Origin of the sequence: Streptomyces sp. SAJ15 (genome assembly GCF_007595705.1) — a bacterium.
Taxonomy (GTDB): Bacteria; Actinomycetota; Actinomycetes; order Streptomycetales; family Streptomycetaceae; genus Streptomyces.
The window spans coordinates 324,808-337,250 of sequence record NZ_NISY01000007.1; the positions used below are offsets into that span (position 1 = coordinate 324,808).

Annotated in this window: 10 protein-coding genes; 2 read left to right on the forward strand and 8 right to left on the reverse strand. The window is 74.8% G+C overall.

Annotated elements, in window-relative coordinates; translation table 11 throughout:
• Positions 1-228: 228 nt before the first annotated feature.
• The 3 genes from CD790_RS20565 to CD790_RS20575 all read right to left on the reverse strand — a co-directional run bounded on the left by CD790_RS20565 (position 229) and on the right by CD790_RS20575 (position 3,149).
• The gene (locus tag CD790_RS20565) at positions 229-1,578 is read right to left on the reverse strand and encodes an ArsA family ATPase (protein ID WP_144384744.1); all 1,350 of its coding nucleotides are present in this window, start codon (positions 1,576-1,578) and stop codon (positions 229-231) included.
• Between the two features lie 298 nt (positions 1,579-1,876).
• Entirely contained in the window at positions 1,877-2,317 is a 441-nt protein-coding gene (locus CD790_RS20570) for an SRPBCC family protein (protein WP_144384745.1), read from the reverse strand.
• Between the two features lie 64 nt (positions 2,318-2,381).
• Positions 2,382-3,149: a metallophosphoesterase gene (locus tag CD790_RS20575; protein ID WP_186319150.1), complete on the reverse strand. Its 768-nt coding sequence runs from the start codon at positions 3,147-3,149 to the stop codon at positions 2,382-2,384.
• A 274-nt stretch (positions 3,150-3,423) separates the two neighbouring features.
• On the opposite strand from CD790_RS20575, the gene CD790_RS20580 reads away from it, so the two are divergent.
• The gene (locus CD790_RS20580; protein WP_144384747.1) at positions 3,424-5,220 is read left to right on the forward strand and encodes a long-chain fatty acid--CoA ligase; all 1,797 of its coding nucleotides are present in this window, start codon (positions 3,424-3,426) and stop codon (positions 5,218-5,220) included.
• Between the two features lie 179 nt (positions 5,221-5,399).
• Here CD790_RS20580 and CD790_RS20585 read toward each other — a convergent pair whose 3' ends face one another.
• Complete coding sequence (locus CD790_RS20585) at positions 5,400-6,542, reverse strand: glycosyltransferase family 4 protein (RefSeq protein ID WP_144384748.1); 1,143 nt, start codon at positions 6,540-6,542, stop codon at positions 5,400-5,402.
• Between the two features lie 89 nt (positions 6,543-6,631).
• Entirely contained in the window at positions 6,632-8,044 is a 1,413-nt protein-coding gene (locus tag CD790_RS20590) for an MATE family efflux transporter (RefSeq protein ID WP_144384749.1), read from the reverse strand.
• A gap of 107 nt (positions 8,045-8,151) precedes the next feature.
• Between CD790_RS20590 and CD790_RS20595 the strand changes: the two genes are divergently transcribed.
• Positions 8,152-8,700 carry a PadR family transcriptional regulator gene (locus tag CD790_RS20595; protein WP_144384750.1) on the forward strand — a complete coding sequence of 183 codons (549 nt, stop codon included), beginning with the start codon at positions 8,152-8,154 and terminating at the stop codon, positions 8,698-8,700.
• Positions 8,701-8,906: 206 nt separating this feature from the next.
• Here CD790_RS20595 and CD790_RS20600 read toward each other — a convergent pair whose 3' ends face one another.
• From CD790_RS20600 to CD790_RS20610, 3 genes are all read right to left on the reverse strand, one after another.
• Positions 8,907-9,527, reverse strand: coding sequence for a GPP34 family phosphoprotein (locus CD790_RS20600; RefSeq protein ID WP_144384751.1), 621 nt, complete (start codon positions 9,525-9,527; stop codon positions 8,907-8,909).
• A gap of 234 nt (positions 9,528-9,761) precedes the next feature.
• Positions 9,762-11,048, reverse strand: a complete 1,287-nt coding sequence (locus CD790_RS20605) for a hypothetical protein (protein ID WP_144384752.1) — start codon at positions 11,046-11,048, stop codon at positions 9,762-9,764.
• A gap of 92 nt (positions 11,049-11,140) precedes the next feature.
• Positions 11,141-12,181, reverse strand: coding sequence for a C40 family peptidase (locus CD790_RS20610; protein ID WP_144384753.1), 1,041 nt, complete (start codon positions 12,179-12,181; stop codon positions 11,141-11,143).
• Positions 12,182-12,443 lie beyond the last annotated feature (262 nt).

Below are 12,443 nucleotides of genomic sequence, written 5' to 3' on the forward strand. Positions count from 1 at the left end.
TCCTCGGCGACGCGGTCTTCCCGGAAGCCGGCGTCGGTCTCCGCGGCGGCGGTCTCCGCGGCGGCGTCTTCCAGGCGGGCGTCCCGGGGGTGGGCGTCGTGTGCGCGGGCGTCTCCCGCGGAGGCGTCGGACTCGGCGGGACGCTCGGTGGCGTCGCTCATGGCGGGCTCCTGCGACGGAGGGACTGGCTGTTCGACCCGTTCTGTTCGACGGGGCTTGTTCTCGACGTTACCGCTTCGGCCAGAGCGCGGGGTCGGGGGCGAACCTCACGCGCAGCGCGCCGTCCCGCAGCCCGGCGCCGGAGACCGTGCACCGACGCAGCGCGGACGGCAGCGGCAGCACCCGGTGGAAGGCGCCGACGGTGAGAATGAGTTCGTCTCCCCGCCGGACCAGGCCCAGTCCCTCGCGGTCGGCGCCGGGCAGCGGCAGCGTCCAGACCAGCACGCCCTCCTCGGCCAGCCGGTCCTCCACCGTCCACGGGTCCTCCGCCGGGAGATCGACCCCTTCGCGGCCGGCGGACGGCGCGGAGGCCGACCCGGCGTCCGTCCCGCCGGGCTCGGCCAGGGCCCGCGCCAGCGTGCCCAGCGCCTCCAGGGCCGCCACCGGGCCGGTGTCGAACGGGGCCGCACCGAGATGCGGCAGCTCGCGTACCGGAGCGTCAACCGGGGTACCGGACGTCCACTCCTCGGACATCTCCTTCAGCGCGTCCTGCTGTCGCCCCGAGAGGGCGGCCAGCCACGGATCGGCGGAGCCGGTCGGCAACAGCCGGTTGGCGATCACCGCGTCGACCCGGCAGCCGTGCAGCGCCAGCCCGGCGCGCGCGGCCCGCAGCGAGCGCAGGGCCAGCGGCCCCGGCTCCACGACCAGCCGTACGGTGGTGGCCGCCGACTCGATCACGCGCTGCACGGCGGCGAGTTCCTGCTCCCAGCGCCCCGCGAGCTCGTAGAGCCGCTGGGTGGGCGCCGGCACCCCGGCCAGCTGCGCCAGCAGCGGCCGCAGCGCCCGTGCGGCCTGCCGCTCGGCGGGCAGCAGCCGGCGCAGGTAGCGGCGCAGCCGCTCGGGGAGCGCCAGCACGCCGAGCGCCTCGGGCACCGGCGGCAGATCGACGACGAGCAGGTCCCACAGGGCGGCGGCCGTGCCCCCCTGGGCCGGCGCCTCGGGCTCCCGCGGCGCCGGCAGCCGGGCCTCGTGCGCCATGCGCAGCGCGCGCAGCAGGGCGAAGGCGTCGGCACCGGGGAGCTCGGTCAGCTCCTCGCTCTCCAGCGGGGTGGCGCCGAGCATGTCCAGCGCCTCACGGCCGCGTTCCTGGAGCGCGGCCAGCTCGGCCCGGAAGTGTTCACCGGCGGCGATCCGCGCCGCCCACAGCCCCGGTGCCACCTCCGTCGGCGGCGCCCACGGCAGCCCCTCGGCCGCCTCGCGCGTCCCGTCCGGCAGTCCCAGCAGCGCCTCCGGCGCGGCGCCGCGGTCCGCGGTCAGGAGCAGCACGCGGCGCCCCTCCCGCGCCGCGACCAGCGCCGTCGCGGCCGCGACGGTGGTGCGGCCCGCGCCGCCGAGTCCGGTGACGAGGACCGTACGCATGGCACTCCGTTGGGTGGGACGTGAAACGTGCTCCGTGAACATGATCTTGCCAGGCGTGGCCGGACGAACGGCCACCGCCATCCCGCCGGGGAGACGCCGGCGGAGCCGCGGGCCGTTCCGCCGGGGAGACCCGGGGGCCGTCCCGCCGAGCGGACGGGGAGCCGTGCCCCGCCCCGCGGCGACGGCGCGAACCCCGAGGGCGCGGCCCGGCGGCGCCGGAGCCACCGCGGCCGTCATCGACCCACGGGGGCGAAGGCGACGGAGACGGCCGGCTCCGGTCCTCGGAGAGGAACCGCCGCTACACGGCCTCCACGCGCTTCTTCAGGCCGGCCAGCGCGCGGTCGATGATGACCTTCTCCGCCTTGCGCTTGATCATGCCCAGCATGGGGATCTTGACGTCGACGGTGAGCTGGTAGGTCACCTCGGTCCGCCGGCCGCCCTCCAGGGGGGTCAGTCGGTAGGAGCCGTCGAGCGTGCGCAGCATCTGGGACTTCACCAGCGACCAGTTGACCTGGTTGTCGCCGGTCCAGGTGTAGGCGAGGGTGTAGTCGTCCTTGATCGCGCCCGCGTCGAGGACCATCTGCACCTGGGCGGCGCGCCCCTCGTCGTCCTTGGTGAGCACGTTGGCGACCTTGACCTCGCCGGACCACTCCGGGTAGCGGTCGAAGTCGGCGATCACTCCCATCACGTCGGCGGGTGCCGCATCGATCGTGATGCTTGAGCTGGTGTGTTCGGCCATCGCCGTGGCTCCTCCGTACCGGTCAGCCGCCTGGTGCCTGCCGCTGAAGGCTACCGTGCGCGGGTCACCACTCCAGGGCCCAGGGGGTGCCGGTCGACGCGAAGTGACCCACGTTGACGCACTCGGTCGCGCCGATTCGCATCCGGCGGGCGAGGGGCTGGTGGACATGGCCGAAGAGGTGGTACTTGGGGCGTATCGCGTGGATGGCCTCCAGCAGGGCGGAACTGCCCCGCTCGAAGCGGCGGGCGACGGTGTCGTAGCAGAGCTCGGGTACGTCCGGCGGGATGTGGCTGCACAGCACGTCGACCTCGCCGAGGGCGGCGACCTTCGCCGCGTAGGTCTCGTCGTCGATCTCGTACGGGGTGCGCATGGGCGTGCGCAGGCCACCTCCGACGAAGCCGAAGACGCGCCCGCCGATCTCGATCCGTTCGCCGTCGAGCACGGTGGTACCAGGCCCGGCGTACTCCGGCCACAGACGCGGAATGTCCACATTGCCGTAGGTGGCGTACGTAGGAGCAGGGAAGGCGGCAAAGAGTTCGGCGTACTGACGGCGTACGGCCCCCTCGATCGCCCGCTGCTTGTCGCCCCCGCCCGCGGCCTCCAGCTCCGCCCACAGCCGCCGGCCGAGCTCCCGGGCCTCGGTGAAGCGCCGGGCGGTGCGCAGCGTGACGATGAGGTCGGCGTTCTCGACCCCGAAGAGCTCGGGGAAGATGCCGCGCGAGTGATCGGCGTAGTCGAGGAAGAGGACGAGGTCGCCGAGGCAGACGAGGGCGTCCGCGCCGTCCCCCGCCTTGGCCAGGTCCTGGCTGTTGCCGTGCACATCGCTGACCACGTGGACTCGCATCCGATCACCATAAGCCGCCCGATGCGCCGCCGGAAGGTCCTCTACCTGCGGTTACTTCCGGGTTGGCACGCCTCTGGACTAGTCTGCGCGAAGCACGTGTGCGGTGTGTGACGCATCAAACATCTGGGCGGCAACCCCTATGCCGGAAGCCATACCGATGGGTAACGTCCGGCCAGTCCACCCCCCTTCGCCTGATCATGGACCGCAGCCGACGCAAGCACCCACAGTGTCGTGGCGCCGGCCCCGACGAGGAGCAGCAGTCTTGCGCGAGTTCAGCCTTCCGGCTCTGTACGAGGTTCCAGTCGACGGCAACCTGACGGACCTCCTCCGCCGCAACGCCGCCCAGCACCCCGATGTCGCTGTCGTCGGTCGGAAGGTGGGCGGCCGCTGGCAGGACGTCACCGCGGTCCGGTTCCTGGCCGAGGTGCGGGCCGCCGCCAAGGGTCTGATCGCCGCCGGGGTGAAGCCGGGCGACCGGGTCGGTCTGATGTCGCGCACCCGCTACGAGTGGACGCTGCTGGACTTCGCGATCTGGAGCGCGGGCGGGGTGACCGTGCCCGTCTACGAGACCAGCTCCCCCGAGCAGGTCCAGTGGATCCTCAGCGACTCCGGCGCCGTCGCCGTGCTGGTGGAGACCGCCGAGCACGCGGCCGCGGTGGAATCCGTGCGGGACCGCCTGCCGGCGCTGGAGCACACCTGGCAGATCGAGGACGACGCGGTCGGGAGGCTGACCGAGGCCGGCGCCGAGGTCTCGGACGAGCAGGTCGACGAGCGCAGCTCGATCGCCACCGCCGACTCCCCGGCCACCATCGTCTACACCTCGGGCACCACCGGCCGCCCGAAGGGCTGTGTCCTCTCGCACCGCAGCTTCTTCGCCGAGTGCGGCAACGCCGTGGCCCGGCTCAAGCCGATCTTCAACACCGGCGAGTCGTCGATCCTGCTCTTCCTCCCGGAGGCGCACGTCTTCGGTCGCCTGGTGGAGATCGCCGCGGTGCTGGCCCCGATCAAGCTGGGGCACGTCGGGGACATCAAGACGCTCACCGACGAACTCGCCGGCTTCCGGCCGACGCTGATCCTGGGCGTGCCGCGCGTCTTCGAGAAGGTCTACAACTCGGCGCGCGCCAAGGCGCAGTCCGAGGGCAAGGGCAAGATCTTCGACAAGGCCGCCGACGTCGCGATCGCCTACAGCCAGGCGCTGGACACCGCCTCCGGACCGGGCCTGGGCCTCAGGATCAAGCACAAGATCTTCGACAAGCTCGTCTACAGCAAGCTGCGCGCGGTCCTCGGCGGCCGCGCCACGCACGCCATCTCCGGCGGCGGTCCGCTGGGCGCGCGGCTGGGCCACTTCTACCGGGGCATCGGCTTCACGGTGCTGGAGGGCTACGGCCTCACCGAGTCCTGCGCGGCGACCACCTTCAACCCCTGGGACCGACAGAAGATCGGGACGGTCGGCCAGCCGATGCCGGGCACGGTGGTGCGCATCGCGGACGACGGCGAGGTGCTGCTCCACGGCGACCACCTGTTCACCGAGTACTGGAACAACCCGGCGGCCACCGCCGAGGCGCTGTCCGACGGCTGGTTCCACACCGGTGACGTCGGCACCCTCGACGAGGACGGCTACCTGACGATCACCGGCCGGAAGAAGGAGATCATCATCACCTCGGGCGGCAAGAACGTCGCCCCGGCGGTGATCGAGGACCGCATCCGGGCGCACGCGCTGGTCGCGGAGTGCATGGTGGTCGGCGACGGGCGGCCGTTCGTCGGCGCGCTGGTCACCATCGACGAGGAGTTCCTGCCGCGCTGGCTGGCGGACAAGGGCAAGCCGGCCGGCTCGACCGTGGCCGACCTGCGCGAGGACCCGGATCTGCTGGCCGCCGTCCAGCAGGCGGTGGACGACGGCAACGCCGCGGTCTCGCGGGCCGAGTCGGTGCGCAAGTTCCGCATCCTGCCCACGCAGTTCACCGAGGACTCCGGGCATGTGACGCCGTCGCTCAAGCTGAAGCGGAACGTCGTGGCGAAGGACTTCGCGGACGAGATCGAGGCGATCTACGAGCGCTGAGCCCGGCGGCACCCCCGAGCGGCGCGGGGCTGTGACAATCGAGGCGATCTACGAGCGCTGAGTCCGGCGCCGCCCCGAAGGGGCGCGGGGCTGTGACACGCGCGGCTCCGCCGCGTGGGCGCGACCAGCCGTCAGGGGCCCGCAGCCGGGCGACGGCCCGTCACGGCACACCCCGCGGCTCAGAGCAGCTCCTTGAGCCGCTCCGCCAGCAGGTCCCAGCGCCACCGCTGCTCCACCCAGGCCCGCCCGCGCTCGCCCATGCGCCGGCGGAGTTCGGGGTCGTCGAGCAGGGCGACGACGCGGTCCGCGCAGTCCGCCACGGACCCGCCGCGCACCACCCACCCGGTCTCACCGTCGAGCACCGCGTCCGGGGCGCCCCCGGAGTCCCCGGCCACGACCGGCAGTCCGGTGGCCGACGCCTCCAGGTACACGATGCCGAGCCCCTCGACGTCCAGGCCGCCGCGGCGGGTGCGGCAGGGCATCGCGAAGACGTCGCCCGCGCCGTAGTGGGCGGGTAGCTCCTCCCAGGGGACGGCCCCGGTGAAGCGCACCGAGTCCGCCACCCCGCACTCGGCGGCCAGTCGCCTCAGATCGCTCGCATACGGGCCGCCGCCGACGACGAGCAGCACCGCGTCCGGCACCCGGCGCAGGATCCGCGGCATCGCGCGGATCAGGGTGTCCTGGCCCTTGCGCGGCACCAGTCGGGACACGCAGACCACGACCGGCCGGTCCGCCAGCCCCAGCCGGGCCCGGACCTCGTCTCCGCCGGAACCGGGATGGAAGGTCTTCTCGTCCACGCCGGGCGGCAGTTGGACCATCCGGGCGGCGGCACGCGGGCTGAGCGCGCTCGCTATCCGGGAGCGGGTGTACTCGCCGAGGTAGGTGAGGGTGTCGGTGCCCTCGCCGATGCGCCGCAGCAGGCTCCGCGCGGCCGGCAGCTGGGCCCAGCCCGCCTCGTGCCCGTGGGTGGTGCCCACCAGCCGCCGCGCCCCGGCCCCGCGCAGCGCCGGAGCCATCAGCCCGAGCGGCGCCGCCGCCCCGAACCACACCGACTCGCAGCCGTGCTCCCGCAGCAGTTCCACGGCCCGCGCGGTCACCCGCGGGGTGGGCAGCAACATCGTGGTCCGGTCCCGCACCACGGGGAACGGCTGCTCGGCGTCGAACGCCGCGGTGGCCTCGGCACCCTCCTGGCCGCGCTTCCAGGTGGAGGCGTAGACGACGACCCGGTCGGGGTCCAGACGCAGCGCCATGTTGTGCAGGAACGCCTGGATGCCGCCCGGCCGCGGCGGGAAGTCGTTGGTGACGATCAGGGTCTTGTGCATCGCAGACGACAGTACCGGGTGGCGGCGGACGGCCACGGTGCGGCGTCGTACGGGGAGCCGGGTACGGCCGGGTGCGGCCCGGATCGGGCTCACGCCCCGCGGTCCGGGTCCGCCGCGACGGCGGCCTCCGGGGCGACGGCCCGCCCGGCGGCGGTTCCGGCCCCCGCTCCGGTCCCGTGGGCCAGCCGGCGGAACAGCAGCGCGACGGCGAGGCACTGGAGGGCGGTGCTCGCCGCCATGGCGACGGGTACGCCGGGCAGGCCCGTGACCGTGGAGAGGGCGTAGGCGAGGGGAAGCTGGAGGGCGACGCCCGCGGCGGTCACCCGCAGCAGCGTCGGGCTGCCGCCGCCGGCCTCGAAGACCCCGCCGAGGGCGATGAAGCAGGCGAGGAGGGTCAGGTACGGGCCGAGGCAGCGCAGGTAGAGGCTGCCGGCCGCCGCGACCTCCGGCGTGGCGCCGAAGGCCCGCATCACCCCGTCCGCGGCGATCGCCAGCAGCAGCGCGGAGCCGGCGCCGAGCACGGCGCCCAGCCGCACCGTCTGGCGGCCGATGGCGACGCGCTGGTCGAGGCCCGCGCCCAGGGTGTGCGCGGTGTGGATCGCGGCGGCCTGCCGCACCGCGTAGAAGGCCATGGTCGCCACGTACATCGCCTTGGTGGCGATGCCGTACGCGGCGACGGCTGTGACCCCGAGTCGGGCGACCACCGCGACCAGGGCCAGCGATCCGGCCATCCGCACCACGAAGTCGCCGGACATCGGCAGGCCGGTGGCGACGGTCCGGCGCAGCGCGGCGGCCGTGGACCCGGCGCCGGGCGCCCGCCGGGCGTCCCGGACCAGGCGGTTGCGGCGCAGCGCCGCGAGGCCGACGCCGAGCGCGACCGACCGGCCGAGCAGGGTGGCGACGGCGGCGCCGGGGACGCCCAGCGCGGGCAGGCCGAACGGGCCGAGGATGAGCAGCGGGTCCAGGACCAGGATGAGCGCGTTGGCGAGGAGGGCGAGCCGCATGGGGGTGCGGGTGTCGCCGGCACCCTTGAGCGTGCCGTCCAGGACGTTCTGCGCGTAGAAGACCACGATGCCGGGGAGCGAGACGGCGAGGTACCGCACGGCCAGCCCGTGCGCCGTCCCCCCGCCGCCGAGCAGCAGGCCGGCGAGCGGGTCGCGCAACGCCCAGCCGCCGATCGCCACGGCGGGGGCGAGGAGCGCGTACAGCGCCCAGCCACCACGCATCGCCGCCCGGACCGCGGCCGGGTCGCGGGCGCCCGCGGCCCGCGCGACCAGCACGGTGGTGCCGGTGCCCGCCATGAGGATGACGCCGAGCAGCAGGTTCTCCAGATGGCTGGCGACGGCCACGGCCGCCACCGCGTCGCCGCCGAGCCGGGCCACCCACACCATGCCGACGATGCCGGACACGACCCCGGCGAGCAGCTCGCAGTAGACCGGGCCGGCCAGCACCAGCAGCCGACGGCGGTGGGCGGAGTCGGGCGTTGCCGGACGGCCGAGCATGGCGTGACCTCGTTTCGCATTACCTCGATTCGATGTACAGCGATGAGAGGTACCATGCTCGGGACGCGCCCGACAAGAGGCGCCGCGCGAAGGGACGGTGCGCCGACGTGCTGGAGCTGGCGATCCTCGGATTCCTCCACGACGAGCCGCTGCACGGCTATGAGCTCAAGGAGCGCATCAGGGGGCTCAGCGGCCACGTCCGCCCGGTCAGCGACGGCGCGCTGTACCCGGCGATCAACCGGCTGGCCGGGAAGGGGCTGCTGGAGCAGCAGACCGAGCCCGGCGCCGGCGCCACCCCGCGCCGTGTCCTCTCCCTCACCGAGGCCGGCCGCGCGGAGCTGCTGGCCCGGCTGCGGGCCCCCAAGGAGGTCGAGATCACCGACGGCCAGCGGTTCTTCACCCTGCTGGCGTTCCTGCACCACCTCGCGGACCCGGCCGCGCAGGCCGCCGTGCTCCGCCGCCGCAAGGCGTTCCTGGACGCGCCCGCCAGCTTCTTCTACCGCGACGGCGAGCCGGTCCGGGCCGAGGACGCCGACAACCCGTTCCACCGGGGCATGCTGCGCATCGCCCGCGCGACCGGCGCGGCGGAACGGGCCTGGCTCGCCGAGACCCTGACGGAGCTGGACGCGGCGGGCGAGGGCGGCGCCGCCGACTAGGGCGACCGACTCATGTCGCCGTCGGTCGGCTCCGCTCGACCGCCTGAGTCGCCTCGTCGGCTCAGACGTCTCGCCGCCTCGGTCATCTTGTCGCTCGGTCGTCTCGTCGGCTCAGGCGCCTCGTCGCCTCGGTCGCCTCGGTCGCCTCAGGTCCGCGGTCGCACGCTCGCCTCGGTCGCCTCAGGTCCGCGGTCGCATCGGTCGCCTCAGTCGCCCCGCCAGACGTTGTCGAAGGCCGCCTGCTCGATGGCGCGCCGTTGCCGTTCGGCCTCCAGTTCCGTCACCGCGTCATGGACCGCGGCGAGCACGGCGGCCACGGTGTCGTCGACCACGTCCGGGGCCTCCACCCCCTCCAGGGTGTCTCCGGTCTCCTCGTCGCGGATCCCGGCGGCCGTCGCGAGGAGGACGAGGACGGGCTCCTTCCACGCCCAGCGGTCGCCGGCGGCCCGGCGGTCCCCGGACTCCACGAGCACCGGCTCACCGCTCCGGAGAGGCATCCAGCGGCGGCGCCGCGTGAGCACCCCCTCCGCCTCGAGGACGGCCAGATAGGCCGAGGCCAGGTCGCGGCCTCTGCGCCACAGCCAGTCGTCGACCGACTCGTACGGCGCCTCCCGGTCGAGCGACGCCGCGGCCTGGTCCAACAGGTGATCGGCGATGGTCGTGCGGTGGCCGGGGACGATCCGGTCGCCGTCCAGCGAGACCGCCCCGGCGGCCAGGAGGTCGATCAACTCGGCTCCCGCCAGCGCGAGCGAGAGCTCGCCCCGGCCCGTGGGGCGACCGGGCGCCACGTCCATGGCGATGATCATCAGATCCCGGGGTGTGGTCATCGACTCTCCCGCCTCCCAGCCCAGGGAGCCCCGCGTCCTAGCCAGGGAGCCCCGTGTCCCAGGGAGCCCCGCGCCCCGGAGAGCCCCGGCTCCCAGCCTAGGGAGCGAGGACGACGGCCGCACCCGTGCCGCACCCGGTTACCGGCGCCGGGCCGCCTTCGGCGCCGCCCCCGGCCGCCGTGAGAACCGTCGACCCGCCCCCGGCTCCCGTCCGCGCGGCGGCCGCCGGCGGTGCTAGCGCAGTTCGCCCCTCACATAGGCCCGCCACTTGGCGGTGAAGGCGTCGAGGCCGACGCCCAGGACCTCGCGCAGCGCCGCCTCCACGGCGCGCTGTTGGGCCTTGGGCCCCTGGGCGGTGCCGGCGCCGACCGCGCGGTAGAAGGCGACCAGCTTCGACTCGCCCCAGCTCTCGGCGATCATCCGGCAGGCCAGCCAGCCCTCCTCATAGGACCGGGCGAGGTGCACCGCCTCCGTGCCGAAGCGGAAGTCGTCGCTCTGCGGCAACGCGCGGGGGGCGTGCCCGGCGTCGACCGCGCGGGCGAGTTCGGGCGCGATGGCGCGGGGGGAGCGTCCGGTGGCGCGGTAGCCGACCCAGTCGGCATAGCCCTCGGAGAGCCACATCGGGGTGCTGGAGGTGGTCGCGGGACGGGTGGCGACGTGCGCGGTCTCATGAGTGAGCACGACCTGGCGGCCGAACTCGCCGAGCACGCCGTACGCCTCGGGGTTGACCACCACCCGGTCGGCGGGCGCGGCGCCGGCGCCGCCGATCTCGCCGGTGGTGACCGCGGCGATGCCCCGGTAGCCGTCGGCCGGCGCGCCCAGCAGCCCGGCCATCCGCTCCAGCGAGGCGGGCACCTGGATCACCACCCGGCGCGCCCACTTGCCGTTCCAGGCGTCGGTCACGGCGGGCACCGCGCGGTCGGCGGTGGCCGCGATGGAGCGCAGCCGCTCCCGGTCCTGGCCGACGCCCAGGACGAGGCTGTGGGCGCCCCGTACGACCTCCACGTCTCCCTGGTCCCACAGTTGCTCGGCGGGCCGCTGGGTGCCGCCCGAGGCGTCGGCGCGGGCGGCGCTGACGGTGGCGCCGGCCCCCGCGGCACCGGCCACGAACCACTGCCGCTCCCGCCGCACCAGGGTCAGTCGCTGCTCCGTGGTGACGGGCGCCGTGTCGTAGCCGGTCAGCCGGTAGCGGAGCTCGACGGTGGCGGCTATCCGGTGGCCGTCGCCGGCGACCGGTCGGAAGCCGCCGGTCCCGGTGAGCCGGTACTCCCAGGAACGCAGCGGCACGTCCCCGAGATTGGCGAAGACCCGCCGCTGGCCGGAGCGGTAGTGCACGGCGTCCCGGTCCACGGTCGCCAGGAACGCCGCCGCGTCCCGGTCCCGCACGGCCGCGGCCCGCCGATCCAGCATCCGCTGGATCCCGGTGCGGTCGGCGTCCGGCGCGGCGGGCCCACCGCACCCGGTCAGTCCGCCGGCCAGCAGCACGCACACCGCGGCGAGGCCCGACGCGGTTCGCCGCACCGGTCCCGCTCTACCCTTCCACCCCACCTGGCCTGCCACGCGTTAGATCGTACGAGTCCAGCCGAGCGGCGCCAGAGCGCGTGGTCGGCCGCTCACGGGCGGGTGACCGAGGAGATCGGCATCATGCCGACCGGGTCGTAGCGCACCCGGGCGCCGGGGTACGGCGCGTGGATCACCTGGCCGTTGCCGGCGTAGATGGCGACATGGCTGCCGTCCGCGCGGTAGACCACCAGGTCTCCCGGCCGGGCCTGGGAGAGCGGCACCTGCGTCCCGGCCCCGCGCTGCCCCTGCGAGGTGCGCGGGATCGCCACGCCCGCGCGTTGGTACGCCCACTGGGTCAGCCCCGAGCAGTCGAAGGCGCCGGGGCCGGCCTGGCCCCACGCGTACGGCGCGCCGACCGCCTGCCGCGCGGCCATGAGCGCCGCGGAGGCCCGGCCCGAGGAGGCGCCGGGGGCCTGCCCCATGCCGGGCAGCCCCCCGGGACGGCCGACGTCGCGCGAGCTGCGCGCGTACGCATCCCGCTGGTCCGGCGACAGGGCGTTCAGCAGCCTCCGCGCGGTGGCGAGCTTCCGCTGCACGGTCTTCTTGTGGCGCGCGGCGGCCGCGCGGCTCTTGGCCAGCTCGGTGAGCTTCCCGGACGCCTGCTCGCGCTGCTGGCGCAGCGTGCGCAGGGCGCTCTGCAGGCTGCGCAGCTGACCGGCCTGCTGGTAGCCGATCCGCTCCAGCGTGGCGGCCTTGTCCAGATAGCCGTCGGGGTCCTCGGAGAGGATCAGGGTCACGCCCGGGGTGACGCCGCCGGAGCGGTACTGGGCGCCGGCGAGCGCGCCCAGGGCCCCGCGCATCCGGTTGACGCCTTCCTGACCGCGGGCCACCCGGTCCTGCAGCCGGTCCAGCTGCTCCCGCAGCCTGCGGGTGCGCTCCCCCGCCGCGTTGAACTTCTCGGTGGCCCGCTCCGCCTCCCGGTAGAGCCGGTCGACGGTGGTCCTCGCGCTCGCCGGGTCGGCGGGCCGCGGCTCGGCGCCGGCCGGGAAGGCCGACAGCGCGGCCGCCGCCGAGGCCGCGGCGGCGGACAGCACGGTCGCGCGCACCGTCCGGTCGAGACCGTTCGGCGAGGTACGGCGATGGGACGCCACAGAAAGCCGCCCTTCGGGACGGCCCCCGCGAGCACGGGGACGCCGTCCGCTGAGTTGGGGAACAACTGCGGGCAGACAGTAGCCACGTGAGAAAGCCCGGTCCACGAACCGCGGCACGTGCGACAACCGGACGCCCCGCCGGATACGCAGGTCACCGACGGGGCGAGGGGGCGGCGGGGGTCAGGGCGCGGTGCCGGGATTTCCCCCGGACGGGCGGTTCCGGGTGGGTGTATCGCGGAAAGGCGTGACCTCGCGCGGACGG

What these genes read in the sequence shown, in the direction of transcription:
- CD790_RS20600 (WP_144384751.1), bottom strand. Translation starts at nt 9,527, where the DNA reads ATGACCACACCCCGGGATCTGATGATCATCGCCATGGACGTGGCGCCC.
- CD790_RS20570 (WP_144384745.1), bottom strand. Translation starts at nt 2,317, where the DNA reads ATGGCCGAACACACCAGCTCAAGCATCACGATCGATGCGGCACCCGCC.
- CD790_RS20590 (WP_144384749.1), bottom strand. Translation starts at nt 8,044, where the DNA reads ATGCTCGGCCGTCCGGCAACGCCCGACTCCGCCCACCGCCGTCGGCTG.
- CD790_RS20585 (WP_144384748.1), bottom strand. Translation starts at nt 6,542, where the DNA reads ATGCACAAGACCCTGATCGTCACCAACGACTTCCCGCCGCGGCCGGGC.
- CD790_RS20565 (WP_144384744.1), bottom strand. Translation starts at nt 1,578, where the DNA reads ATGCGTACGGTCCTCGTCACCGGACTCGGCGGCGCGGGCCGCACCACC.